Here is a 26,342-nt window from a genome sequence, read left to right as displayed (position 1 = left end):
GCGATGAATGCCTCAACGAAACGCTCTTCAGCTCACTGGCCGAGGCCCGTGAAACGCTGGAAGCATGGCAGGAGGATTACAATACCAACAGACCACATTCGGCGCTCGGAAATCTGACGCCGAGAGAATTTGCTGAGAAAACAATGATGGACAAACTGGCCGCCTAAGGTCATCAAACCAAACCCCAAGGACTCTCAGACAGATGGAGGAAACTTGGGGCTCAGGTCACCTAGCGCTGACTGTGTGCTGTAAAAAAACGCTTCATCCAGCTTTGCGCAGAGCGTCGACAACCACTTTGCGATGGCTTTCATCTTCAAACTTTACGACGCTTTCCATCTCCATGACATCAGCCATGCGCGCCATCGAGAACAGGTCCTTTAAGCGCGCCAGAACATCAGGGCCCATTTCTTCCATAGTTGCGACTATCTCGTGGAGATGCTCCAATATCGGCGCGCCCGCGCCCTCTCGCGCGAATGCGTTATACTCATTCAAAGTGGCCTCAGAGAGTCCCCGAGCAAGCAAAGTCTGACCCGCGTCACTTCGATAAAAATCTGCCAAGGCAGCTATTTCCTCGTCTGTCATCAACTCTTGATATGCGGCGGCGGAGGTCTTGCGGATCTTCGAAATGAGTTCTGCTTCAAAATCACCCATCAGCTCAGCCATGAAGCGATCAGGGTCGATTATTTGCGCTCCGAGTGTTTCAAAGGCGGCGTTCATGTCCGCCATCAAACCTCTTGAAAGTGCGTTCAGTTTTTCTTCGACTTTGGTCGAAATAATATGTTGCTCAGCGACATATGATGCATTCTCCACCGGGTCCGATAGCGAAGATGTTGAGGTTCCAAAGAGCACGCAACATGCGAGAATCAATAACTGTTTCATACAAGCGCGGCTACTCTGAGATTCTGTCGATAGTATGTCCTTGCCCTCCACGCCTTAACGAAGTGGGTAAGCAGCTTATCGATGGGCCAATGTAATCGGTCTGTCACTGAATGACTTGTCGCAACAAGTGCGCGGTCTCAAATCCACCTCCGGTCAAAACGGCGCGCATCGCCGCGCGGTCGACAGATTGCACTGGCGGGACATCATGAGTGGAACCGGAAAGCCTCAACCAGCAATCTAGGCGCTGAGATTTGTGTTGCGACAATAAACGTTTTCAGGGAGCCAAGCCATCTGAAGCTTCGGGTCCCTGAAGATGTTGCCAGAGTCATTAGCCAGCGGGCAATTTCTTTTCCGGTAGGATGCATAGCCGGGCAGGCGTCGCAGGCCAAAAAAATGCGCAGGGTGGCATCTAAGAGCGTCAGGGTTCAATGGCGTCAGATCAATTCGGTCGCGCGGCCGAACAGGAACTCCCATTGAGTGCCATCGCTCAGGGATACGGTTCCGGAGCCCGCTGTCTGGTCCGCGCTGGCGGTGAGGGTGGCGGTGCCGGTTCTGCCGTCATCGCATTGCAGCGCAATTTGGAGGGATTTGGACAGCTCGGTGGGGTCGTACTCGCCGCGACACCGGGTGGCGCCGTCCGAAACCTTAAGCGTGCCGTCTTGGGCAACCGCGCTGGCCTGGGCAGCGGGGCTGTTGCCGCCACCCGCCGTTGGCGGCGGGGCCGTGCAACCGGCGATGGTGCAACTCAAGGCGAGCAGGGAAACAAGGCGGGCCACGGCAATCTCCAAATGGTTGGGCAAGGCGACCGTAGCATTGCCGCCGGTCAGGGCAAGAGGCAGGTTATTGCGCGGCGGTGGTGACGAAGAAATAGACCCACTCGCCCTTGAAATCCGGGTTGGCTGCGCGGGCGTCAGCCACTTGTGCCTTCATCCAGCTGAGATAGGGCTCGGCCGGTTCAACAAGGGGTCGCGCCTCGTCATAGAGCGGTTGTGAGGCCGCGAAGGCCACCGCGATCTCCTGCCCGTAGGGTGGCCCGATGGTGATATAAAGACCCGGATCGCCCGGGCGTTCGGCCCCAACACGCAGAGCGGATTTGGCCTCGGCCAGGGTCAGCGGCACGCTGTCATTGGGGCTGAGGTGGATGACCTGCCCCTTGGCGTCGAAGTAGTCGACATAGACATAGGCGTCATAATCCGGCGCGGTCAGGTCGAGGATCAACTGCTGGCCGTCTGTATAGCGAAATTCGCGGGCATGGGTATCCTCGCCCACCAGCAGAGGGTTGGTGATCTGGTCGGTGGATTGCGGCAGGCCGACACCGGCGATGCCGTTCAGCGCACCACATTGCGGGCGCGGCAGGACCAGCAGCGTATCGGCGACAGCGATATCCGCCCCCATTTGCGCCTGCAGCGCCTCCAGCACGGGCCCGCGCATATCCGCGTCGGGCACATGGCCCACCATTTGCAGCGTGTTGGTCTCCGGCTCGAACTGCACCTGCATCCTTGCGCAGGGGATTTGTGTCAGAATACCCGCAATGCCGTCGCGCAGCTCGGCTGCCGCATCGCCTGCGTCTTCGGGGGCCATGAAGCTCTGGAAGGCTGCCAGCGAGACTGGGTCGACCGGGCCATCCCCCAATCCGCTGAAGGCCAGCGCCGCCTTGGCGCGGGTCACCTCCGGTGCGGCCTGGGTCAGGGCGACCGGAACCGGCGATGCCTCGGCGAGCTTTGTCGTGGCGGGCGCGGCAAGGGTCACGGGCTCGGTTTCTGCCGGGCTGGTGGTTAGGGACTGGTCGGCAGGCATGGCAGCCAGCGCCACGGTTTCGCTTTGATCGGATGCGGTGGCGCTTGTGAGGCGTTCCGCTTGTGGAGCGGTTGTGGCGAGGCTGGCAGAGGGGGCGGGCGTGGCCGAGAGAGTGGCGACCTCTGCCTCGCTGGTGGCGAGTGCTTCGCCGCGCGTTTCGCTGGCTTGCAGGGTAGAGGCCGGGGCCTCTGTCACCGGGGTGGGCTCGGAGGGCAGGGCGACGGCCTCGGCCCGTGAGCGTGGGATTGCGCCTTGGCCCAGCCGCGCGCCGCTGGTGTCCTCGGCGCTGGCGGTCTCGCTGTCCGGGGTCGCGGGCCGGGCTTCGCTGCGTTCGACCTGATAGGCCGAAAGCTGCATTCGGCTTTCCGGCACTGGTTGATCGGGCATGGTCTCGGGCTCCAGCGACCAGAGCAACACTGCACCAACCGCCAGATGCGCGGCCAGCGAGATCGCGATGCCCGCCAGCCATATGAGCGGGTTGCGCGTCACCGGCTGACCTTGGGTGGCGTCACCACCAGCACAACCTCACGGGCGCCCATCGCCTCGAAACTCGCGATCAAGGGCAGAACCCGGCGCAGTTCGGCGTCGCGATGGGCGTTGATGCGGATCAGGCTGTCGGGTTGGTCGGCCAGCCGGGCCGCGACCTGTTGCTCTGCCAGTGCGATATCGACCGTCACACCGTCCAGCGCCAGATCGCCCCCGGCACTGACCGAAAGCGTCACGCCACCGGCTGGCATATCGCTGCCGGTGGTGCCGGTGGGGGGTGTCACATCAAACGGCGCGGTGGCGTCCATCCGGCCGATCAGCATGAAGAAGACCAGCAGAAAGAACACCACGTCAATCAGGGCGATGATCGTCTCGGGTGGGGTGCGTGGGGGCGGGCGGGCGATCCTCATTGCGCCGCCTCCAGACGGACGACACGCATTTCGCTCACCCCTGATTGTGTGACCAGATCCATCAGCGAGACCAGCGCCTGCATCCGGGCCGACCCGGTGGGCAGGATGATGACCTGCAGGCCCGGCGCGTCACTCAGCCTGGCGCGCAGCAGCTCTGCCAGGGCTTGTGCTTCAAAGGCCTGACCGCGCAGCACCGGTCGGCCATCCGCGCCGAGACGGATCAGCAGCACCTCTGCCGGAGTATCTGAGGCCGCCTGCACTGGCGCGGGGGGGGCGCGCTGCGCCAGCGCCGGGATCATGTCGAGGTTCAGATAGGTCGAGGTGACCATGAAAAAGACCAGCAGAATCAGCATCACGTCGATCATCGGCACCAGCGAGATCAGCGCGCGGGGCGGTTTTGGCCGGCGAAGGCTCAGATCACCCGACATGGCGTGCCTCCCTCAGCCTGTTGTGCGTTCCTCGATGACCATCAGGCGACCGACAGCATTCTCAATGGCCTGCGCACCGCGCTCGGCGCGACCTGACAGCAGCGAGGCCCCGACGGCTGCCGGGATGGCGACCAGCAGCCCGGCGGCAGTGGTCAGCAGCGCCTGCCAGATACCGCCCGCCAGCACGGAGGCATTGGCCGATCCCTCGGCCAGTTCCAGTTCCTGAAAGGACTGGATCATACCGGTCACGGTGCCCAGCAGCCCCAGCAGCGGCGCGATCATGGCGATCAGCTCCAGCACCCGGATCATCGCGTTCATTGCGGCAAATTCCTCATTGCCGCGCCGGGTCAGTTCGGCCATCAGGGCAGGTCCCTTAAAGCCGTCGATCAGTGATTGCATCGCATAGGCACAAACCCGGTCGGCAGGCGCGCGGCCCGTTGCGACCTGCGTCTGTGCCTGCGCCTTGTCGCCCTTGGCCCAGTCGGCCAGCGCCTGGTCCCGCGCCGCGCGGCCCGAGGTGACAGGCAACAGGCGCAGGGTCTTCACTGCGATCAGCGCCAGTGAGAACAGCGACATCACCGCCAGCAGCGCAATGATCGGCCCGCCGGTGCCGAGATTGTCGAGACCGGGCATCGCTTATTGCGCCAGCGTCGCGCTGGTTTTGCTGTCCAGCGCAAGGATCGGGAAGCAATCAATCGGCTCGGCATTCTGTGGTTTGCAGACCGGCAGGTCATGCAGCAGAATCTCCGAGATATTGTCGCAACTGATCTGTGGAACCTCAAACAGCTTCAGCACCGTCCGGCTGACCGGAAGCGGGGCGGCATCAATGCTCAGCAGCCGGTCGATCACGCCGTTGCCATCGAGAATGGCGAGCGACATCTCGAACCCTTCGAAACTATTCTCGGTCTGGTTTTGGAACAGAAAAAATGCCCGGCAGCCGCCGCCTTCGGTTGGCTCGAATTTATTGAGTTGCACCGTCAGCTTGCCCTCATCCGCCTGCGCTATCCCGGCACAGAGCGCCAGCGCCGCATAGAACGCGGATCGCAGCCATGTGTTGATCATGTCGTCCTCCCTCCGGCGTCTCGGGTCTAGCCCCGGATCGCCTTGTTCACCTTGCGCAGCGATCCCAGAACCGTTGCGCGGATATTGGTTTCGGCAAAGCCGCTCTGATCCACCGCCTTGAAGAAGGCGGTGTTCATCAGCCCCATATGGCTGCCGATCTGACGTTGTGCCGCCTGTGTCAGTTTTTGCCGCTCTGCCGGGGACCCCGCCTTTTCGATCTGCGCCAGCAACGTGTCCAGCCGCGAGTCCAACTGCCGGGCCGGTTGTACCAGCTTGGCGATCTCGCGCGGGGCATGGCCCAGCCCATCCGCGTCAGCCGTGGCTTTTTTCACGCCTGCGACCAATGCGCGAACATCGCCCGCCGCCGCTTTGCGCGCCCGCGCCCAGTCCCGGCGGGCGGTGGCCAGATCGGGCGGGGCGGATTTTTGGGCAGTTTGTTCAGGGGATGTGGCCTGTGTGCCACGAATGCGGCTGGCAAGCTCGGACAGCGCTGTTCGCGCCGCCTCCAGATCATTGCGCTTGATCTGTGCCGCGATCTGCTTGGCCGCCGCTGACGCAAGACGCTGCGCGTCCGGCCCGGCGCGCGCGGCTTTCATCACCGCCTCTTTCAACTCTTGGGAGAGGGCTCTTTGTGCTGTTTTGTCGACCCCCGGTTTCGCTTCCGGCGCAACGCTCGCATCCTGTGCCGCTGGGGCACTCTGCTCTGGTTCAGGCGTAGGCGCGACGCCATCCGCCAGCTGCACGTCGGTGGAAATGCCGTTGTCTTTCAGGTATTTCCGGATGCTCTTGGCCAGGTTGGGCAAGGCGCTTTCGCACTCCAGCCAGATCGTCTTGGCATCCGCGCTCATGCGGCCAAAGGCTGTTTTCGGGGTTGAGCCGATCTTCTTTGCGTCCTTGGCCAGCGCGGCAGGCGGCTGCCGCTTGTCCAGCAGCAGCACGTCGTCATTCTTGCTGCCGGGACAGAACGCAAAGCCGATGCTCTGCTTCCTGGCAAGATTCACCATCTGGCGCAGCGCCGCGCCGTCTGTCGCCTGAGTTGCCATGGCAATGGGTCCCGCCGAAATAATCAGTTTGACTTTGACCAGACTATAAGGCTGACTGTTCGTCAAGACAGGAGGTCATAGGGCCAATTCGGATACAACCCGAAGGGGCAACTGGTGGCGCGAAGAACAAAGAATCCAGCGGAGTTAAAATGGATCTTGGTGCCTATCTCGAACCACGGGATGCAAATCCGCCAAGCGGCGAAAACCTAGAATACGACCCGGCCTTCACAGACCTGGAACTGGCCGCGCAGCCCGGCGAAGAGCAGCAGATGGGCGACGAGGTCAAGGAAGCCCAGGAGCAGGACTGGGGCGATGTGCGCGACAAGGCACTGGCCGTCATGGAGCAGAGCCATGATATTCGCGCCGGTGTGTTTCTGGCCGAGGCGGTGCTGAACACCAAGGGCCTGACCGATTTCGCAGATGTCACCAAATACCTGCGTGCCTTGCTTGAGGATTACTGGGACAGCTGCCATCCCGAGCTGGACGAGGATGATGGCGACGCCACGATGCGGATCAATGCGGTGGCGGGGATTGCCGGGTCGGACCGCGTGCTGCGCGCCCTGCGCCGCACTGCGCTGACCGACAGCCGCATGTTCGGGCGCATCACGTTGCGCCATATCGAAGTGGCCGAGGGCACAGCCAATATGCCGCCCGATCTGGATGACGTGCCGGATGCGGCCTCGGTCTCGGCGGCGTTTCAGGACACTGATGACGAGGTGCTGGCGGACAGCCTGGCGGCGATCAACGCGGCGCTTGAGGATGTGGACGCCATCGACAACGTGTTCGTCGAGAACACGCCGGGCGAGGGGCCGACGCTTGACCCGCTCAAGGACACGCTAAAGAAATTGCAGCGCGCGCTGGCCAAGCATTCCGGTGCCGAAGTGCCCGCCGAGGCGGCAGATGACGACGCGGGTGCCCCCGCTGCGGGCGGTGGTGCCGTCGCTGCGCCATCAGGTGGGGGCGGGGGCGGGGCAATCAACTCGCCTGCGGATGTAACCATGATGCTGGACCGCATCATGGATTATTATGCGCGCACCGAACCGTCCAGCCCGGTGCCGATCCTGCTGGATCGCGCCAAGCGGCTGGTCAGCGCCGATTTCCTGACCATCATCGAGGACATGGCCAAAGAGGGCCTGTCCGAGGTGCGCCGCATCGGCGGCATCAAAGGCAGTGACGATTACGATTATTGACCGGTCGGGCCATGCTCGCCCCGGACAGTGGAACAGAACGGATGAAGAATTGAGGAGGCTCAGACATGGCCGGTAGTTCACAGAAATTCATAGCCAGAAACAGGGCGCCCAGGGTTCAGATCGAATATGATGTGGAACTCTATGGTGCCGAGAAGAAGGTTCAGTTGCCCTTCGTTATGGGCGTAATGAGCGATCTTGCCGGCAAGTCCGAGGTGGAACAGCCCGCCGTGGCCGACCGCAAGTTCCTTGAGATCGACGTCGACAATTTCGATGACCGGATGAAGTCGATGGCCCCGCGCGCCGCCTTCACCGTGCCCAACACCCTGACCGGTGAGGGCAATATGGCGGTCGATATCACCTTTGAATCGATGGATGATTTCAGCCCTGCGGCGATCGCCGCCAAGGTCGAACCGCTGAAAGAGCTGCTCGATGCCCGGACCCAACTTTCCAACCTGATGACTTACATGGATGGCAAGACCGGGGCCGAGGACCTGATTTCCAAGATCATGCAGGACCCGAGCCTGCTCAAGACACTGGCAGCCCAGCCCAAACCGGGCGCTGACGCCGCTGAGGAGGAGTAAAACATGGCCGACGAAGAAGCTCAGGTCGAAGCCGCCGAAGGCGCAACCGCGTTTGGATCATCCGAATTCGAAGCGCTGCTGACCAAGGAATTCCGCCCGAAATCCGATCAGGCGAAGACCGCCGTCGAAAGCGCGGTCAAGACCCTGGCCGAGCAGGCGCTGGCCAATACCGCGCTGATCTCGGATGATGCGCTGCGCTCGATCGAAGGCATCATCGCCGAGATCGACCAGAAGCTGACCGAACAGGTCAACCTGATCCTGCACCACGAAGAGTTCCAGCAGATGGAAAGCGCGTGGCGTGGTCTGCATTATCTGGTGAACAACACTGAAACCGACGAGATGCTCAAGATCCGGGTTCTGAACTGTTCCAAGAAGGACATGCACAAGACCCTGCGCAAGTTCAAAGGCACCGCTTGGGACCAGTCGCCGATCTTCAAGAAGCTCTACGAAGAGGAATTCGGCCAGATGGGTGGCGAGCCCTATGGCACGCTGGTGGCGGATTACCATTTCGATCACTCCCCGCAGGATATCGAACTTCTGGGCGAGATGTCGAAGATCGCCGCTGCGGCCCATGCGCCGCTGATCACCGGCGCCAAGCCGACCCTGTTCCAGATGGACAGCTGGTCTGAACTGGCCAACCCGCGCGATCTGACCAAGATCTTCCAGACCCCAGAATACGCCGCTTGGCGGTCGCTGCGTGACAGCGAAGATTCCAAATATGTCGGTCTGGCGATGCCCCGCTTCCTGGGACGTCTGCCCTATGGCGCCAAGACCGAACCGGTCGAGGAGTTCGCCTTCGAGGAAGAAACCGACGGCGCCGACAGCAGCAAGTATGGCTGGGTCAACGCGGCCTATGGCATGGCGGTGAACATCAACCGGTCCTTCAAGGAATATGGCTGGTGCTCGCGTATTCGCGGCGTGGAATCAGGCGGCGCTCTGGAAAACCTGCCTGCGCATACGTTCCCCACCGACGATGGCGGCGTTGATATGAAATGCCCCACCGAGATCGCGATCTCGGACCGGCGCGAGGCAGAGCTGGCCAAGAACGGCATGATGCCTCTGATCCACCGCAAGAATACCGACACGGCGGCCTTTATCGGGGCGCAGTCGCTGCACAAACCAGCGGAATATGACGACCCCGACGCCACCGCAAACGCCAACCTGGCGGCGCGGCTGCCGTATCTGTTCGCCACCTGCCGCTTTGCGCATTACCTCAAATGCATGGTGCGCGACAAAGTCGGGTCCTTCAAAAGCCGTGACGACATGCAGTCCTGGCTGCAGGACTGGATCAACCAGTATGTCGACTTCAACGCTGACATCTCGGCCGAGTCCGAAAAGGCGCGCAAACCGCTCGCCTCGGCTGAGGTCGTGGTTGAGGACGTGGAAGGAAATCCGGGGTATTACACCTCGAAATTCTTCCTGCGCCCGCATTATCAGCTTGAAGGGCTTTCGGTCTCTCTGCGACTTGTTTCGAAGCTGCCATCAGAAAAAGGCGCTTAGTGAAAAAGTTCGCAGATTGGTGATTCTTTGTGAGTTATGTCTGTGTCATCGAAACGAACAACGCGGCAATGATACTTCTGCACCTCGAAGGAGACGAGAATGGAAAACGTATATATCAAAATTGACCAGATCCCTGGCGAAGCACGTGAAAAGCAGCACAAGGACTGGATTGCGGTCAAATCGATCGAATGGAATGTCGAACGTACGCTGGACATGACCGACCTGGGCACCACCCAGCGTGGCTATGCCAACACCAATTTCGGCAAGATTTCGGTCACCACCGAACTGAGCAAGGCCTCGGCCAAGCTGATGACCTATGTGGCCTCGGGCAAGGCGTCCAAGGAACTGGTGATTCACATGTGCCGGGCCGGTGATACCGAGAAGAAAGGCATGGAGCCCTATCTGATCTGGACCCTGCGCCACGCCATCATCGACAGCTATTCGGTGTCGGGCGGCGAAGAACAGATCCCGGAAGAAAGCTGGACGATCGCTTATCGCGGCATCGAGATCAAATACAAGATTGCCGATTTCGACACTGGCGCGCTCAGCGACTGCAACTCGTTCCTGTGGAACCTGGAGACCGGCGACGTCAGCTAATCCTGAACAGCTATCGGCCCTGGCAGTGCGAACTGCCCGGGCCTTTTTCGATTCTGTATTCGGGCCTGAGCGGACGAGGACTATATGACGCCGGAAGAACATCTTAAATCAGGCGACCTGACCGCCGCTCTGACCAGCCTTCAGGACAAGATCCGGGCCAATCCCGCAGACCCCGCTCTGCGGATTTTCCTGTTTCAGCTTCTGTGTGTGCTGGGGGACTGGAAACGTGCCATCACGCAGCTGAAACTCAGCGCGGAAATGGACGAACTGGCCACGATGATGGCCAAGACCTATCGCGAGGCGATCATCTGCGAGGTCTATCGCGAGAAGGTTTTTGCCGGCGAAAAGACCCCGCTGATTTTTGGCGAGCCAGAAGAATGGCTGGCGCATCTGATTGAGTCGCAGAAACTATTTGCAGGTGGCCATACCGCCGAGGCAGCCGAATTGCGCGCCAAGGCGTTCGAGGCCGCTCCGGCCACCTCTGGAACCGTCAATGGCGAGGCATTCGAATGGATCGCTGATGCGGACATGCGGCTGGGCCCGGTGCTGGAAGTCATTGTAAACGGGCGCTATTTCTGGCTACCCTTCTCACAGATCGTGAAGCTGAGCTGCGAGGAACCCAGCGATCTGCGCGATGCGGTCTGGACTGCAGGAACGCTGACCGTTGCCAGTGGCGGTGAGGTCGCGGCATTGATTCCGACTCGTTATCCCGATACTATCGCGCAAGGTGACGATGCGGCGAAACTGGCCCGCGCCACGCAATGGATTGATGGCGGGGCGGAGACCTTTGTGGGCGTCGGCCAGCGACTGCTCGCCACCGATCAGTCGGATGTTGCGCTGCTGGATCTGCGCGAACTTGTGCTGGATGTCAGCCCGGCTGAAGAACAGGTCTCAGATGGCTGAACGGACACTGGCAGAGCGGCTTCAGCCGTCGCTGCTCGACCGGCTGACCGATGATGCGCCAGAAACGCAGAAAGAAGGACGCGACGCGCGGGTCATTGATGTGAGCCGCCTGCGCGAGATCATCCAGCGCGACCTGTCCATGTTACTGAACACCACCGATCATTCCGACCTGATCGATGCCAAGACCTATCCGCACGCAGCCAAGTCGGTGGTGAATTTCGGCATCCGCGAAACTTCGGGTGCGTTTTCGACCATGGAACGCGCGCGGCTGATTCAGCGTTCGATCGCGGATTCGGTCGCGGTGTTCGAGCCGCGCATCGTTGATGGCTCGGTGATGGTCGAACTGCGCTCCGAGGAACGCTCGGGCGAGATGCAGATTGATTTCGACATTCGCGCGGTGATGTGGGCGCAGCCGATGCCGCTGGAACTGTATCTGCGCAGCCGGGTCGACGTGACCACCGGCGAAGTCTCCATCGAGCGGAGCTGAGGATGGACACACGGCTTCTCAAACATTACGAAACCGAACTGGCCTTCCTGCGCGAGATGGGCGCCGAGTTCGCGCAGGCCTATCCCAAGATCGCTGCCCGGCTGGGCATGGAGGGGATCGAGGTCATCGACCCCTATGTCGAACGGCTGCTGGAAGGCAGCGCCTTTCTGGCGGCGCGGGTGCAGCTGGAACTGGACATGCAGTTCCCGGCCTTCACCTCGAACCTGCTGGAGATTGTCTATCCGCATTACCTCGCGCCCACCCCGTCGATGATGATTGCCGAGCTGCAGCCGGACCCGGGCAATTCCGCGCTGGCCGAAGGATTTACAATCCCACGCGGATCGACGCTGCAATCGCGCCTGATGGAGGGCGAACAGACGCCGTGCGAGTTCCGTACCGGTGCCGATGTGACCATGTGGCCGATCGAAATCAGCGAGGCGGAATATATCGACGGGCGCGGCGAACTGGTGGCCGCCGGGCTGGCTCGCGATGTTGATGCCCGTGCCGGTATTCGCCTGCGCCTGAAACGTTCCGATGGCGGACCTCTGGCCGAACTGCCAATGGACCGCCTTGTCCTGCATATGGACACGCAAAGCGGCAAGGCCTGGGACATTCACGAACTGCTCTGCACCCAGTGCCAGGGCCTGACCGGGCGCTCGACTGACCGGCGCGCCGACTGGACGCAGGTGCTGGCGGGCAGTGGAACCGAGGCAAAGGGATTTAGCCGGGACGAGGCGCTACTGCCCACCCCGCCGCAAAGCTTTGATGGCTATCGCCTGCTGCAGGAATATTTTGCCATGCCGCAGCGGTTCCTCTTTGTGGAGCTTTTCGGCCTGAACCCCGCGCTCAAACGCGCCAAGGGCGATGAGGTGGACATATATATCCTTCTGCGCGAGGGCGCAAAGGATGTGGCCCCGGCTGTCACGCCAACGGCTTTCACGCTGAACGCGGTGCCTGCGATCAACCTGTTCCATCGCCGCTGCGACCGGGTGCATGTCACGACCAAGGATACCGAGCACCATATCGTGCCCAGCCGGACCGCCGGGCTGGATTACGAGATATTCTCGATTGAGAAGGTGCGCGGCATCCGCAGCGACGAAGAGGGTGATATCGCGTTCCGCCCGTTTTATTCCGACACCGATCTGACCTCGGCGGGGGACAACCATCAGGCCTATTACACGATCGGGCGCCGGATGCGTCAGCGCAACGAAAAGGAGCGGCTGCGTGGGGTGCGCACCTCTTATCTGGGCTCCGAGTTATTCCTGACGTTGGTGGACCGGGCTCAGGCGCCATACTCGTCCGCGCTCAACCAGTTGGCGGTCGAGGCGCTCTGCTCCAATCGTGACCTGCCGCTGCTGCTATCGACGGGCGGCGACAACGTGTTCTTCCTGGCTGAAAGCGGCCCGGTCAAGGCGATCCGCACCCCGGTCCCGCCGACGCGCCCGCATTCCAAGCTGGCGCAGGGGGATGCGGCGTGGAAACTGATCAGCCATCTCAGCCTGAATTATCTGTCCATTGATGGTGACGGTCACAATGGCGGCTCGGCGGCACTGCGTGAATTGCTGGGCATTTATGCTCCGCTGGGCGACCGGGTGATCGAGAAACAACTAGAAGGCATCACCGCCGTATCCAGCCGCCCCATTGTGCGCCGGATGAGCGACGAGGTGCTCAGCACCGCCGTGCGCGGGCTGGAGATTACCATCGCCTTTGACGAGAGCTTTTATGAGGGCACCAGCGTCTATGTTCTGGGCGCGGTGCTTGAGCGGTTCTTCCGCAAATACACAACAATTAACAGTTTCACCGAAACGGTGCTGACAACCGACAGACGAGGAGAAATAGCCAGATGGAGACCGGCGACCGGCCTCGGCCGGATCATCTGAGCTTGCTGGCAGAGCTTGCGAAACACCCTGAAAAACATCATGTTTTTCAGGCGCTTCGCATATTGGAGGCACATTATCACGATGCGCCGCGCTTGGGCGAGTCGCGCCGTCCACGCGAGGACAAAGTGCGCCTGACCCAGGATGTCAGCCTGGCCTTCCCGCCCTCGACCATCACCGGGTACACGCCTGCGACGGGATCAAAACCCGCCAAGCTCAGCAATCACTGGTTCGGCTTTTTCGGCCCTCAAGGTCCGCTGCCGCTGCATCTGAGCGAGTTTGCCCGCGACCGGCTGCGCAACCATCGCGACCCCACTTTCGTGGCCTTCGCCGACATGCTCACGCACCGGCTGATGGGATTGCTCTATCGCGCCTGGGCCGCGGCCCGACCCGCGCCCAGTTTTGATCGCGGTGACGACCCGTTCGAACAGCGCGTCGCGGCGCTGGCCGGGTTCAAGGGCAAGGGCAATGCAGACCGCGATGCGATGCCCGATATGGCGCGGCGCTTCTTTGCCGGGCATCTGTCATCTGGACCAAAGACCGCCGAGGGTCTGGTGGCGATGCTGTCGCAATTCTTCCATGTCCCGGTCACCCTGCAGGACTTCGTGGGGTCTTGGTTGGAACTGGAACCGGATGACACATGGCAATTGGGCGGTATGGTGGGGTTGGGACAGTCCACCAGCATCGGCAACCGGGTCTGGTCGCGTTCGGCCAAGTTCCGCATCCGCATCGGGCCGCTCTCGCTGGAGGATTACGAACGCCTGCTGCCGGGTGGTGCCTCGCAGGAGCGGCTGGAAAGCCTAGTGCGGACCCATGTGGGCGACGCGCTGGATTGGGAGGTCAACCTGGTGCTGGCCGGAGACGAGGTGCCCCGCGCCTCGCTGGGCGGGACAACGCGTTTAGGGCACACAAGTTGGGTGCGTACACGGGACGAGGGCGATGCAGACAGGCCGGATGCCGAGGATCTGATCCTCTACCCGGCCTATTCCGCTGCCTGAGAGAGACAAGATTTGAGATAGGTTTTGAAAGACAAGCCGACAGGGACGAAAGGATATCAAAATGACTGAGATCAGCCGCGTGGCGCTGTTCGGCAAGCTGAACAAACTGGGTTATCAGGCCATCGAAGGGGCGACCGTCTTCTGCAAGATGCGGGGCAACCCCTATGTGGAGGTTCAGCACTGGCTGCACCAGATCCTGAACGGGCAGGACAGCGACATTCACCGCATCATCCAGCATTACGATCTGGATCCCGGCAAGATCGCCTCCGAATTGACCCGCTCGCTGGACATGTTGCCGCGCGGGGCCTCGACCATCTCGGACCTTTCCGATCATCTGATGGATTCCATGGAACGCGGCTGGGTCTGGGGCTCGCTGCTCTATTCCGACAGCAAGGTGCGGACTGGTTATCTGATTTTGGGGATGCTCAAGACGCCTGCCTTGCGCAACATCCTGCAGACCATGTCGCCCGAGCTGGGCTCCATCGGTGCCGATGATCTGGCCGACAATTTCAACGTGGCCACCGATGGCTCACCCGAGGAAACACTGGGCGCGCAGGATGGCTCTCAGGTCGGCGGCGGGGCCGAACCCGGCGAGGCCAGCGGTTCGATGGCGCCCGGTGCAATGGGCAAGGGCGAGGCGTTGGAGCAGTTTTGCACCGACCTCACCGAACAGGCCCGCAATGGCGAGATCGACCCGATCGTGGGCCGCGACGAAGAAATCCGCCAGATCGTCGACGTGCTGATGCGGCGGCGCCAGAACAACCCGATCCTGACCGGCGAGGCGGGCGTTGGAAAAACGGCGGTGGTCGAAGGCTTTGCCCTGCGCATCGCGCGCGGCGATGTGCCGCCTGCGCTGAAGGATGTGCGTCTGTTGGTGCTGGATGTGGGCCTGTTGCAGGCGGGCGCCAGCATGAAGGGCGAGTTCGAAAACCGGCTGCGGCAGGTGATCGACGAGGTGCAGGCCAGCCCAACCCCCATCGTGATGTTTGTCGATGAAACCCATACGCTTGTGGGGGCAGGCGGTGCGGCAGGCACAGGCGACGCCGCCAACCTGCTGAAACCCGCGCTGGCGCGTGGCACATTGCGCACCATCGGCGCGACCACATGGGCAGAATACAAGAAATACATTGAAAAAGACCCCGCCCTGACCCGCCGTTTCCAGGTTGTGCAGGTGGACGAGCCCGACATTCCGAAAGCGGTGCTGATGATGCGCGGTATTGCGTCCATGCTGGAAGGGCATCACCGGGTGCAGGTGCTGGATGAAGGGATCGAGGCGGCGGTAACGCTCTCGGCCCGTTACATCCCGGCGCGGCAATTGCCGGATAAATCGGTCAGCCTGCTCGACACTGCCTGCGCCCGTGTTGCCGTCAGCCAGCACGCGGTTCCGGCCGAGGTCGATGACAGCCGCCGTCGGATCGAGGCGCTGACCACGGAACTCGAAATCATCGGGCGCGACGAAACCGCAGGCTATGATGTGGCCGACCGGCGGGAGGCGGTGACTGCCGCAAAAGAGGCCGAAGAGGAGCGCCTGACCGGTCTGACCGCACGCTGGGACGCGGAAAAGGCGGTGGTGGAATCCATCCTCGACCTGCGTGCCAAGCTACGCGAGGGCGGCCATGAAGTAGAAGGCACCGGCACCCCCGAAGGCGAGGCCGCCACCGAAGAAGCTGCTGCGGAGAAGGTGCCGGATATTGATGGCGAGTCCCAACAGATCGACCGCGAGGCGCTGATGGCCGAACTCAAGGCCAAGAATGCCGAGTTGGAAGAGGTGCAGGGCGACAACCCGCTGATCCTGCCCATCGTCGACCATCAGGCGGTGGCCAGCGTGGTGGGCGACTGGACCGGCATCCCGGTGGGTCGCATGGTAAAGGACGAGATCGAGACCATCCTGACCCTCGAAGAGCATCTGTCCAAACGCGTGATCGGACAGGATCACGCCATGAAGATGATCGCCAAGCGCATCCAGACCAGCCGCGCCGGGCTGGACAATCCCTCCAAACCCATCGGGGTGTTCATGCTGGCCGGGACATCGGGCGTCGGTAAGACCGAAACCGCGCTGGCGCTGGCCGAGGTGCTTTATGGTGGCGAACAGAACGTCATCACCATCAACATGTCCGAATACCAGGAGGCGCATACCGTCAGCAGCCTGAAAGGTGCGCCTCCGGGCTATGTCGGCTATGGCGAAGGCGGCGTGCTGACCGAAGCGGTGCGGCGCAAGCCCTACTCGGTCGTGCTGCTCGATGAGGTCGAAAAGGCCCACCCGGATGTGCATGAGATCTTCTTCCAGGTCTTCGACAAAGGGGTGATGGAGGATGGCGAGGGCCGCGTGATCGACTTCAAGAACACGCTGATCCTGCTGACCTCGAATGTGGGCACCGAGATGATCATGGACATGTGCGCCGATCCCGACCTTATGCCCGACCCCGAAGGGCTGGCGAAATCCTTACGTGACCCGATGCTCAAGGTCTTCCCGCCAGCGCTTTTGGGCCGTCTGGTGACGATCCCGTACTATCCGCTCAGCCCGCATATGATCGCCGAGATCACCAAGCTGCAGCTGGGCCGGATCAAGAAACGTGTGCAAGAGGCCCATGGCGTGCCGTTCGAATACTCCGATGCGGTGGTCGAGGAAATCGTCAACCGCTGCCAGGAGCTCGACAGCGGCGGGCGCATGATCGACGCCATCGTAACCAACACGATGCTGCCCGATATTTCAGCCGAATTCCTCAAGCGAATGATGGAAGGGCATGATATATCTAAGGTTGTGATCGATGTCACAGACGGGGAGTTCACCTACGGGTTTGACTAGAGCTTGCGCACCCTGTGCAACTTTTCAGCAAATAGGAGGAAATCATGAAAGCGAATATGACGCCGGAACTTGACCAGAAGTGGTGGTCAAAGAACAAACCCAAGTTGATAAAAAAGACCGGTTTGGGTGACGCTTTGAAGGATTTTCAGGTTGCCGAAGACCAGATGGATTGGGACAAATCTCTGAAAGCCATTTCAAACCTGAAGCGTAAGGTGGCGGACGCTGTTAAGATTTGTGGATCATCGCACAAGGACACTGTCACAGTTCTCAAGAAGTATCCCAAGATCATCGACAAGAAAGAAAAAGAGATCGAGGCCAAGCAGAAGGCCGAGAGCGAGCGCGCCAAAAGCGCATCGACCGCTGCCCCGAAACAGAAAGTCGGCAAGGGTGTCGTCATCTGGAAGAAGGATCTGGGCGCCGAGATTACCAAGAAGTACAAACCCGATTGGCTGAAAGAGCTGAAGGGTTACAAATTCCAGCTGAAGCTGAACGAAGACCTGCTGGACGTGCTTGAAAACGAAGGTGACTATGTCACGCCGCAGCAGATGGTCGATGACGCGAATGCGCTGTCAGACAAGCTGGTGGCTAGTCTTGCCAAAGAGCTGATGTCGACCGACGCGGCGATCAAAAAGGAAACCGACCAGAAGAAGGTCGACGGGCTGGTCAAGAACTTCGACGTCAAGCTCAAGACTCTGATGGGCGGCACGAAAAAGCACTTCGAAGCGATCCCGCTGAACCGGTGGAAAGGCTTCGTGAAGCGCAAGCAGCAATACAAGGACTACAAGGTCAAGACGGGCTTTGATATCACTCTGGGTGTTCTTGGCGTTGTCGGCGGTGCCGTAGGCGTAGCCGGGTCGGCCGCGACCGGTGGCGCGTCGCTGGTGCTTGGTATCATATCGCTGGTGCGGGGTGTCGCGTCCCTTGCGGACAAGATCAAGGATACCGCTCGCGAGGCGGAAAAGGTCGAAAGCGTCCTGAAAAGCGATCTGGACACATTGCTCAAGCGCTATCGCGACGCGTCGGGCGAGGCCAAGAAGAAGACCCAGGGCGGGGCCGAAGTTGGTGCGACCGTGCTGAAGGGTATTCTGGGAACGGACGCGCCGTTCCTTGCGACACTTCCGAAATGCGACAAAAACTACGGCCTTTGGCAGAACAAGGTCGCCGGGCTCGAAGTTGGTGGGCGCAAGCTCTCGCAGGCCATCATGAAGGGTCTGCAGGAATGCGATAAGCTTGAAAAGGCAATGAAGAAATCCACCAACAAAGAGGCGCGCAAATATCTCGACAAGCTCAAGAAGGCGCGTGCGGTCCTGAACAAGGCGCTTGAATCCTGCTCGAAGATGATGGGCCGGGTCTCGGCAGCAGACAAAAATGCGCCCAAGCTGAAGACCATGCTGGATGCGTTAAGCGGGTCGAACCCCAAATATGCGGATATCTTCGAAAAGGTCTTTCCCAGTGTTGTGAACCTCACGCTGGCCGGCGCGAATGCCGGTGACGGCTTCAAAGGGGCGTCCGACACACTGGACACACTGAATACCGCGCTGGGACTATTCAACGATATCGCGTCGGAAGGAAAAGATCAGCTTGAGGCCGCCATTGGCTGATCTGCTGTTCTGACTGGTCGGGCATAGTAAGAGCGGCGCAGTCCGCTCTTACGCCCCGAATTCGACCCTTTAGGCTATCAACAACCGACGGCCTGATGACTAAAATATGCGAGGACCGACCACAACAAGAGAAAGGAGGTCCTTGCCACCAAACCGGCGCATCCGTGTTCCAAACACTCAAAGTTCGGATGCACCACACGCACTTTGTTCCATGTAAATGTGACCTTGGTAAATTTCTCGACCATTCTGGAAACAAATTCACAGATGAGGTTCACAACTGTGTGTTTGATACGTTCATCACCGCAGTCGCAATGGGGATAAGGCAATGATCGGACATGTTACAAAAGACGCGAAGAACCTCGTGCTAAGCTCTTCGGCTTGCGCGCGGTTCGCGCGGCCAGTTGTGACTTTCGACGTTTGGAATGGCCTGACCAGCGGTGAAACCCAAGCCGGAATGGATGCGATGCGCCATTGAACGGGCATCTTTCCTGACAACACTCATCGAATAGCGAGGATAACCTCATGGCCAAGACAAACACAGTTAAGCACAAGTTCGGCGTCGTCGATTTGGTTCGCAAGAAACCTAAGCTGCAATTCATCGAACTGCCCAAATACAAGGTCGACGTCGTGTTCGAAGTCACGACGACCGGCAAACTGAAAAAGCCCGATCCCTGTCCGTCAACGGCGCTGAAGCGTCTCGAAGCGGCCGGGATGAAAGAGCTTGAGCGCTATGAAAAGGTCATCACCGAAGAAGCGGTCAAGCTTGACGCCAAGGTCGGCGAAATCCTCAAGAAAACGCCGGGCGCAACAGGCCAGGCCGAAGCCGAAAAGCTGATCCAGGGCACCAACCAGTCGATCAAGAACGCCATGGCCTCGGCCGAAGCTGCGGCACAGGTTGCGATCCAGAAGCGGCTCAAGGAAGAGGCCAACAAGGACAAGCTGCTGGTCGAGGCGCGTGCCAAGACCACGCTCAAGGTGACGATGGGCGTGATCAAGATCGGCACCGCCGTCACCCGGCTGGTGGCCTCTTCGGGGGGCGATGTTCTGGCATACAAGACGATCGCCAAGCAGATGTACAAGCTGGGCAAGGAAATTCAGCAGCAATGCAAGGGCGAAGAAAAGCTGCGCAAGGATCTCGAAAGTGCGATCCAGAAATACATCACCCTGCGCGGCACCACGATCATGCAGGCCGCCAAGCGTCACGGGCTGACCGACACCTCGGGTCTCGACATCAAGAAGCCATTGGATTCCATCAATAAAATGGCCGACAAGATCGTTGATGCCGGGCTGGAAGTGGCCAAGGGCAAGGATGCCAAACAGCTGCGCAAAGAGATTCTGGATTTCACCATCAAGGGCATCAACTCCTACAACAAGGACGCTGACAGCAAGCGCCAGAAATACCGCGAGAACGCCACCAAGGCCCGCCAGGAGGTCGACAAATACGGCGCCAAGGCGGATGAACTGATGAAGGTTGCTCGCGCGCAGTCCGCGCCCAAAGGCAAGGTCAACGCGATGGGCATCAAGCTGGGCGCCGAGGCGATGGCCTCGAAACGGTATGCCAGCTCGTTGGCGGCCGTTCTGGAGGAACGTGAGAAGTTCCTCAAGGAGATGCAGTCGCTGATGGAAGCCAACGGTTTGAAAGTCGATGACACCACGATTTACAATAAACTGAAAGCGCTCGACAAAAAAACCGCCCTAAAGGAAACCGCAGCCATGGTGACAAGCGTTGCGGGCATCTACAAACTGGTGGATGAGATCAGCGATCTTGCCGCCTGACGGCACATGACCCTATCACCGGGCACGGCGTTGAGGCCGTGCCCGGCGCATTCAAGACCTGCAAAGGAACGATCCGATGGACAGCAGCGCAGAAGGTGCCATGACATTGCAGGAGCGCGCGCGCGAGTTCATCGAGCGGCGGGGCGTCCAGAATGCCATTCTTGGCGTCATCATTGTCAACGCGATCACGCTGGGTCTGTCTACTTCTGCGGCGGTGCAGGCCCAGGTTGGCGATCTGCTGGCTGTCTTCGACAGGGTGGTGCTGGGCATCTTCGTGATCGAGCTTCTGATCAAGTTCTATGCCTACCGGTTGCGCTTCTTCACCAACGCCTGGAATGTGTTTGACCTGATCGTTGTCGGCCTTGGCCTGCTGCCGGATCGCGATGGTCTGTCCGCTCTGCGGGGGCTGCGGGTCATCCGGGCAATGCGACTGCTGTCAGTCATCCCGCAGATGCGCGCGGTTGTGCAGGCGCTGCTGGATGCGCTGCCCGGCATGGGCGCGGTGATCATCATGATCTCGATCGTGTTCTACGTCTTTGCCGTTATGGCCACGCTGATGTATGGTCCGGCCTTCGATGTATGGTTCGGCACGCTGGGACGATCGCTTTATTCGCTGTTCCAGATCATGACGCTGGAAAGCTGGTCGATGGGGATCGTCCGCCCGGTGATGGAGGAATATCCAACCGCCTGGGCCTTCTTTGTGCCCTTCATCGTCATCACCGCCTTTTCGGTCCTGAACCTCTTTATCGGTCTGCTGGTCAACACGATGCAATCGGCGGTGGAGGATGAATCCGAGCTTGAGTTCGAAAAACTGCGCGAGCTGGTGCGATCCGAGACCGATGTGGTGGATGAACACGTTCTGGCCCTGCATGAGGAACTGCGTGCCCTGCGCAAGGAAGTGGCTGAGTTGAAAGGCGCGCGCGATGGCTGACAGCTCGCAGAAATTCATCGCCCGCAACCGCGCGCCCCGGGTTCAGATCGAATATGATGTGGAGCTTTACGGCGCCGAGAAGAAGGTGCAATTGCCCTTCGTGATGGGGGTGATGAGCGATCTGGCGGGCAAGTCCGAGGTGGCGCAGCCCTCGATTGAGGATCGCAAATTTCTTGAGATCGACGTCGACAATTTCGACGAGCGGATGAAGGCAATGGCCCCGCGGGTCGAGTTCACCGTGCCTAATACAGTGACAGGCGAGGGGAACCTGCCGGTCGATCTGACCTTCGAAAAGATGAGCGATTTCAACCCTGCCGCCATCGCCGCCAAGATCGAACCGCTGCGCGCCCTGCTTGAGGCGCGCACCCAGCTCGACAATCTGATGGCCTATATGGATGGCAAGACCGGGGCCGAGACGCTAATCGAGAAGATCCTTGCCGATCCGTCCTTGCTGTCGGCCGTGGCCGCCTCCGAGCCCTCGGGTGACACCCAGTCTGCGCTCGAGTCCTTACGCGATGCGGAGATTCCCGAAACGCCCGAGGATGACGGGGGCGACGTTCTGGACGCCCTGCGCGCCGCCGCCCCCGAAGATGCGCCCGAGGATACCTCGGTCACAGACGCGCTCGCCTCGATCCCAGAAACTGAAACGCCGGTTGAGGAAGACACATCTGCAGATGTCCTGTCCGGGCTTGCCGCGAGCGCCCCGGAGGCGGAGGCAGAGGACAACTCGCTCACCGATGCGCTGGCCTCGCTGCCCGAAACCGAACAGGCGGTCGAGGAAGATGCCTCCGACGACGTTCTGAGCGGGCTTGCCGCCACCGCGCCCGAGGAAGCACCAGAAGATACTTCCGTCATCGACGCCCTAGCCTCCATCCCGGAGGCTGAAGCAGCGGCGGAAGCGGATGGGGCTGCTGACGTGCTGAACGATCTGGCTGCGCACCAACCCGATGAGGTCGAAGAAGATACCAGCGTCACGGATGCTCTCGCTTCGCTGCCCGAAGTTGAACAGGCGGTCGAGGAAGACATGTCTGGTGAAGTTCTGAGCGGGCTGGCTGCCGCCGCCCCCGAGGACGCGCCGGAAGACAACGCTGTCGACGACGCGCTGGCGTCGATCCCGGAGGTCGAGGCAGAGGTCGACCCCGATAGCTCTGAGGACGTGCTGAGTGATCTGGCTACGAGTGCGCCGGAGGCGGTCGCCGAGGATACCGGCATCAGTGATGCGCTGGCCTCATTGCCAGAAGCCGAACAAGCGGTTGAGGAGGATACATCCGCTGACGTCCTCAGCGGGCTCGCGGAAAGCGCGCCGGAGGAGGTCGGGGAAGACAGCTCCGTCGCCGATGCGCTCGCCTCGATCCCCGATACAGAACAGGCGGTAGAAGAGGACAGTTCGAGCGATATTCTGGACGGACTCGCCGCCACCGCGCCAGAGGAGGAGGCCGAGGACTCGCAGGTTGCGGATGCGCTCGCGTCGCTCCCCGAGGCAGAGACCGCCCCGGACGAGGATGACAGCGCCGATGTGCTGAGCGAGCTGGCCACGGATGTTCCCGATGAACCAGTGGAGGAGAACGCGGTTTCCGATGCTTTGGCCTCGATCCCCGAAGCCGAAGCGCCTCAGGACACCGACCCAACCCCGGACGTGCTGGGGGAGCTGGCGGCGGCTGCGCCCGGCGATCTGGTCGGGATTGATACGAGCGTTAGCGACGCGCTCGCGTCGGTGCCTGACACCGAGCTTGCAGAGGAAGAGGACACCGCCTCGGACATTCTCGACGAATTGGCCGAGACTGCGCCAACCGACGACACCTCAGAGGATGATCTGGACGATCTGCTTGCCGATCTCTCCGAAGGTGCTCCGGAGGACAAGGAAGATACCGCGCTTGACGATGCGCTCTCATCCTTGCCGGACACACCCGACGAGGAGTCCGATGAGGGTGATGCAGGTGTTCTGGATGATCTGGCGGCCTCCGCCCCCGAGGAGGACCCCGAAAGCGACGATCTGGACGACCTGCTTGCCGATCTCTCCGACGCCACCCCGGAGGACGAGGAAGATACCGCTGTTGATGAAGCGCTCTCATCCCTGCCGGATACGCCCGACGAGGTGGTCGAAGAGGGTGCCGCAGATATTCTGAGCGATCTCGCAGAAACGGCCGCTGTCGAGGATGAAGAAAACGACGACCTCGACGCGCTGCTTGCCGATTTGGTCGATGATGAGCCCGAGGAAGCGGAAGACGACCCGTTGGAGGGAGCCTTGTCCTCCTTGCCCGAGACAGAAGACAGCGACGAAGATGATGGCGCCGATGACGTTCTGAGCGACCTTGCCACGGACACCCCGGAAGAAGCTCCGGAAGAGGATGACCTCGACGCGCTGTTGGCCGACATAGCTGAAGACTTGCCTGACGAGGAAGAAGACACCGGCGTTGAGGACGCGCTGGAGGGATTGTCCGACCTGGAGGTCGCAGAAGAAGATAGCGATGATGGTGATCTGGATGCATTGCTGGCCGATCTTGGCGGGGATGAACCCGAAAGCGAGGGCGAAGCGGAAGACGATCTTGATGCGCTGTTGTCAGATATGTCCGACAAGGCGGACACTGACGCAGCAACAGAGAGTGACGAGGACGACCTCGATGCGCTGTTGTCGGACCTGACCGATGAGGATGATGATCAAGCTGAGGCAGACAGCGATGATCTGGACGCCTCGGATGTCGGGGCGGGTGATGATCTGGACGCGCTGCTTGCCGATCTGGGGGATGATGAAGAGGCCCAGATTCCCGAGGTTGAGGAGGAGACCGGGGATGATGATCTCGATGCGCTGCTGAATGATCTGTCGGATATGGGCGATGCGGTGGCCGAGGCCGGAGAGGAAGAGGACGACACCGATCTGGATGCGCTGTTGGCTGATCTGGACGACGACGAGGGTGACGAACTGGACGCTTTGATGGCCGGTCTGGACGCCGAAGAGGACGAGGATGAGGGGGATGGACTCGACGATCTGGATGCCCTGCTGGCCGATCTTGACGGCGACGACACACCCGCCGAGGCTGAAGAAGCGGATGACGCCGATGATGGCGACCTCGATGCCTTGCTCGCCGATCTTGAAAGTGATGAACCCGCCGATCTGGACGCTTTGTTGAGTGATGATGATGCGGAAGGTGGTGACGATGATCTGGATGCGCTGCTGGCCGGACTTGATGACGACACGGAAAGCGCGGACACCGAAACCCAAACCGAGGCCGAAACTGAGATGAGCGATGATCCCGAACTGGCCTTTGGCACGATCAGCGCCGACCGGCCCGAGCCGCAGAAGCTGGAGCGCAAGCGGTTCCGGATCGCGATGTTCGGCGACTTCTCGGGCCGCTCGGCGCGCGGGCTGGTTGAAACCGGCGATGATCTGGCCAGCCGCAAGGCTACGCTGCTGGATCCCGATACGGTTGAAGAGATCATTGAGGGTTTCGCGACGAAACTTGTCCTGCCCATCGGCAAGGACGGGGCCGGGATCGAGGTGGAACTGAAAGAACTCGACGATCTGCATCCCGATGAGCTTTATGAGAAGGTTGACCTGTTCGAAGGGCTCGCTGGTCTGAAAAGCCAGCTGAGCGCGGGGGCGACGGCCGAAAATGCCGCAAAACAGCTGGTCGGCTGGGGCGAGGAATTTGGTCAGGCGGTGGTGCCTCCACGCCGGACATCCTCGGGCAATACCGTGCGCGCCGATCTGAAGCTGAGCGATTTCCAGAAGCTGATTGGCGATACGGGTGGCGAACTGGCGCAGGCCTCGCCACTGGACGACCTGCTCAAACGTATCGTTGGCCCGCATATCCGCAAGCTGCCCGACGCTGACACTGCCGCCATGCAAAAGGCTGTGGATGAGGCATTGAGCGCGGCGATGCGGATGGTGCTGCACCACCCGGAGTTCCAGTCGATCGAGGCGCAATGGCGCAGTCTGGACCTGATCGCGCGCAGCGTTGAGACCGACGATACGCTGGAAATCATGCTCTATGATGTCAGCGCCGAGGAAATCGCCGCCGATCTGGCCGCCGAAGAGGATCTGGCAAAGACCGGTCTGGTGCGGCTGCTGACCGAAGAGCCGCTGGACGAGGAAAACGGGCGCGGCGGCTATTCCGCTCTGATCGGCATGTACACCTTCGAGGAAACGCCGCCCCATGCCGAGATTCTGGGCCGCATCGCCCGGGTGGCGGCACATGTGGATGCGCCGTTTTTCAGCGCGATCACGCCCTCTTATCTGGATGTAGCCAAAAAGGACCGTCACCCGCTGGTGGCCGAGGCCTGGGACACGCTGCGCGGGATGCCCGAAGCGGGGCATCTGGGGCTGGCCTCGCCGCGCTTCCTGCTAAGGCGGCCGTATGGGGTGAAATCCGAGCCGATCTATGAGTTCGACTTCGAGGAATTCACCATGGCGGAAGGGCTGCGCGGCATGCTCTGGGCCAACCCGGTTGTGCTGGTGACGATCCTGCTGGCGCAATCTTTCCGCAAGAATGGCCGTTCCATGGGACTGGGCAGCGTGATGTCGCTGGGGGGCATGCCGTTTCATTACGTCAATGACCGCTACGGCGACCAGGTGGCCTTGCCCTGCACCGAGCGCAACCTGACCATGGCGCAGCACGAACAGACGGTGCAGCGTGGCTATATGCCGGTCCTGTCGCCCAAGGGCCGTGACGAGATCCGGCTGGGTACGTTCAACGCGCTTGCCGGTAGCGAGGTTCTGGGGCCATGGACAGGCGTTCCGGCGCCTGAGCCGTCGCCACCGCAGCCCGAACCGCCCGCGGCGGACGAGGAAGGCGATGACGGGGACGATCTGGACCTCGATATGGATTTCGGCGGGGATGATGACGACGACAGCGGGGATGACGATCTCGACGCGCTGCTGGCCGGGTTCGGCGATGACAGCGACGACGATGACACTGATGGGGATGATGACGAAATGGATGCGGAACTTGCCGCGCTGCTGGCGGACCTGTGATGGCGCCGGCAGAGGAAA

22 protein-coding genes and 1 pseudogene are annotated in these 26,342 nt (G+C 60.8%); 15 read left to right on the top strand and 8 right to left on the bottom strand.

Going from position 1 to position 26,342, the window contains the following annotated elements; translation table 11 throughout:
• Positions 1-167, top strand: a 167-nt coding sequence (locus AB1E34_RS08800; protein WP_372571967.1) for an integrase core domain-containing protein, incomplete at its 5' end; no start/stop codon positions are given.
• Between the two features lie 94 nt (positions 168-261).
• On the opposite strand, the gene AB1E34_RS08795 is transcribed toward AB1E34_RS08800, so the two are convergent.
• The 8 genes from AB1E34_RS08795 to AB1E34_RS08760 all read right to left on the bottom strand — a co-directional run bounded on the left by AB1E34_RS08795 (position 262) and on the right by AB1E34_RS08760 (position 6,105).
• On the bottom strand, positions 262-879 hold the full coding sequence (locus AB1E34_RS08795; RefSeq protein WP_372571959.1) for a DUF2059 domain-containing protein: 618 nt from the start codon (positions 877-879) through the stop codon (positions 262-264).
• A gap of 434 nt (positions 880-1,313) precedes the next feature.
• Entirely contained in the window at positions 1,314-1,679 is a 366-nt protein-coding gene (locus tag AB1E34_RS08790; RefSeq protein ID WP_372571958.1) for a hypothetical protein, read from the bottom strand.
• A gap of 40 nt (positions 1,680-1,719) precedes the next feature.
• Entirely contained in the window at positions 1,720-3,165 is a 1,446-nt protein-coding gene (locus tag AB1E34_RS08785) for a DUF4384 domain-containing protein (protein WP_372571957.1), read from the bottom strand.
• Complete coding sequence (locus AB1E34_RS08780; RefSeq protein ID WP_372571956.1) at positions 3,162-3,572, bottom strand: ExbD/TolR family protein; 411 nt, start codon at positions 3,570-3,572, stop codon at positions 3,162-3,164. The genes AB1E34_RS08785 and AB1E34_RS08780 overlap by 4 nt, the downstream gene beginning before the upstream one ends.
• A complete protein-coding gene (locus tag AB1E34_RS08775) occupies positions 3,569-4,000 on the bottom strand; it encodes an ExbD/TolR family protein (RefSeq protein WP_372571955.1) in 432 nt (143 codons plus the stop codon). Before AB1E34_RS08775 ends, AB1E34_RS08780 begins: the two co-directional genes overlap by 4 nt.
• A gap of 12 nt (positions 4,001-4,012) precedes the next feature.
• Positions 4,013-4,633, bottom strand: a complete 621-nt coding sequence (locus tag AB1E34_RS08770; protein ID WP_372571954.1) for a MotA/TolQ/ExbB proton channel family protein — start codon at positions 4,631-4,633, stop codon at positions 4,013-4,015.
• Positions 4,634-4,636: 3 nt separating this feature from the next.
• Positions 4,637-5,062, bottom strand: a complete 426-nt coding sequence (locus AB1E34_RS08765; RefSeq protein ID WP_372571953.1) for a hypothetical protein — start codon at positions 5,060-5,062, stop codon at positions 4,637-4,639.
• Between the two features lie 26 nt (positions 5,063-5,088).
• The gene (locus tag AB1E34_RS08760) at positions 5,089-6,105 is read right to left on the bottom strand and encodes a hypothetical protein (RefSeq protein ID WP_372571952.1); all 1,017 of its coding nucleotides are present in this window, start codon (positions 6,103-6,105) and stop codon (positions 5,089-5,091) included.
• Between the two features lie 149 nt (positions 6,106-6,254).
• On the opposite strand from AB1E34_RS08760, the gene tssA reads away from it, so the two are divergent.
• From tssA to AB1E34_RS08690, 14 genes and pseudogenes are all read left to right on the top strand, one after another.
• Positions 6,255-7,295 (top strand): type VI secretion system protein TssA, encoded by a 1,041-nt coding sequence (gene tssA / locus AB1E34_RS08755; protein ID WP_372571951.1) that lies wholly within the window; start codon positions 6,255-6,257, stop codon positions 7,293-7,295.
• 65 nt (positions 7,296-7,360) lie between these two features.
• Positions 7,361-7,876, top strand: a complete 516-nt coding sequence (gene tssB / locus AB1E34_RS08750) for a type VI secretion system contractile sheath small subunit (RefSeq protein ID WP_372571950.1) — start codon at positions 7,361-7,363, stop codon at positions 7,874-7,876.
• 3 nt (positions 7,877-7,879) lie between these two features.
• Positions 7,880-9,376, top strand: coding sequence for a type VI secretion system contractile sheath large subunit (gene tssC, locus AB1E34_RS08745; protein ID WP_372571949.1), 1,497 nt, complete (start codon positions 7,880-7,882; stop codon positions 9,374-9,376).
• Positions 9,377-9,475: 99 nt separating this feature from the next.
• On the top strand, positions 9,476-9,973 hold the full coding sequence (locus tag AB1E34_RS08740; protein ID WP_306196178.1) for an Hcp family type VI secretion system effector: 498 nt from the start codon (positions 9,476-9,478) through the stop codon (positions 9,971-9,973).
• A gap of 84 nt (positions 9,974-10,057) precedes the next feature.
• Positions 10,058-10,876 (top strand): type VI secretion system accessory protein TagJ, encoded by an 819-nt coding sequence (locus tag AB1E34_RS08735; protein ID WP_372571948.1) that lies wholly within the window; start codon positions 10,058-10,060, stop codon positions 10,874-10,876.
• A complete protein-coding gene (gene tssE / locus AB1E34_RS08730) occupies positions 10,869-11,363 on the top strand; it encodes a type VI secretion system baseplate subunit TssE (RefSeq protein WP_372571947.1) in 495 nt (164 codons plus the stop codon). The genes AB1E34_RS08735 and tssE overlap by 8 nt, the downstream gene beginning before the upstream one ends.
• A gap of 2 nt (positions 11,364-11,365) precedes the next feature.
• The gene (gene tssF, locus AB1E34_RS08725; RefSeq protein ID WP_372571946.1) at positions 11,366-13,243 is read left to right on the top strand and encodes a type VI secretion system baseplate subunit TssF; all 1,878 of its coding nucleotides are present in this window, start codon (positions 11,366-11,368) and stop codon (positions 13,241-13,243) included.
• Positions 13,207-14,238 (top strand): type VI secretion system baseplate subunit TssG, encoded by a 1,032-nt coding sequence (tssG, locus tag AB1E34_RS08720; RefSeq protein ID WP_372571945.1) that lies wholly within the window; start codon positions 13,207-13,209, stop codon positions 14,236-14,238. The genes tssF and tssG overlap by 37 nt, the downstream gene beginning before the upstream one ends.
• A 61-nt stretch (positions 14,239-14,299) precedes the next feature.
• Positions 14,300-17,044 (top strand): type VI secretion system ATPase TssH, encoded by a 2,745-nt coding sequence (gene tssH / locus AB1E34_RS08715; RefSeq protein WP_372571944.1) that lies wholly within the window; start codon positions 14,300-14,302, stop codon positions 17,042-17,044.
• A 44-nt stretch (positions 17,045-17,088) separates the two neighbouring features.
• Positions 17,089-18,645 carry a hypothetical protein gene (locus AB1E34_RS08710; RefSeq protein WP_372571943.1) on the top strand — a complete coding sequence of 519 codons (1,557 nt, stop codon included), beginning with the start codon at positions 17,089-17,091 and terminating at the stop codon, positions 18,643-18,645.
• Between the two features lie 522 nt (positions 18,646-19,167).
• A complete protein-coding gene (locus AB1E34_RS08705) occupies positions 19,168-20,421 on the top strand; it encodes a hypothetical protein (protein WP_372571942.1) in 1,254 nt (417 codons plus the stop codon).
• Between the two features lie 76 nt (positions 20,422-20,497).
• Positions 20,498-21,352 (top strand): ion transporter, encoded by an 855-nt coding sequence (locus tag AB1E34_RS08700; RefSeq protein WP_372571941.1) that lies wholly within the window; start codon positions 20,498-20,500, stop codon positions 21,350-21,352.
• A pseudogene (gene tssB, locus AB1E34_RS08695) lies at positions 21,345-21,848 on the top strand (type VI secretion system contractile sheath small subunit); the annotation flags it as partial. The gene AB1E34_RS08700 and the pseudogene tssB (AB1E34_RS08695), both read left to right, overlap by 8 nt.
• A 528-nt stretch (positions 21,849-22,376) precedes the next feature.
• A complete protein-coding gene (locus AB1E34_RS08690) occupies positions 22,377-26,324 on the top strand; it encodes a type VI secretion system contractile sheath domain-containing protein (protein ID WP_372571966.1) in 3,948 nt (1,315 codons plus the stop codon).
• The last annotated feature ends 18 nt before the right edge of the window (positions 26,325-26,342 follow it).

Origin of the sequence: Ruegeria jejuensis (assembly GCF_041537905.1) — a bacterium.
GTDB lineage: Bacteria > Pseudomonadota > Alphaproteobacteria > Rhodobacterales > Rhodobacteraceae > Ruegeria_C.
Note: the sequence above shows the minus strand (reverse complement) of the source record. Positions and strands in the feature narration are given on the sequence as shown.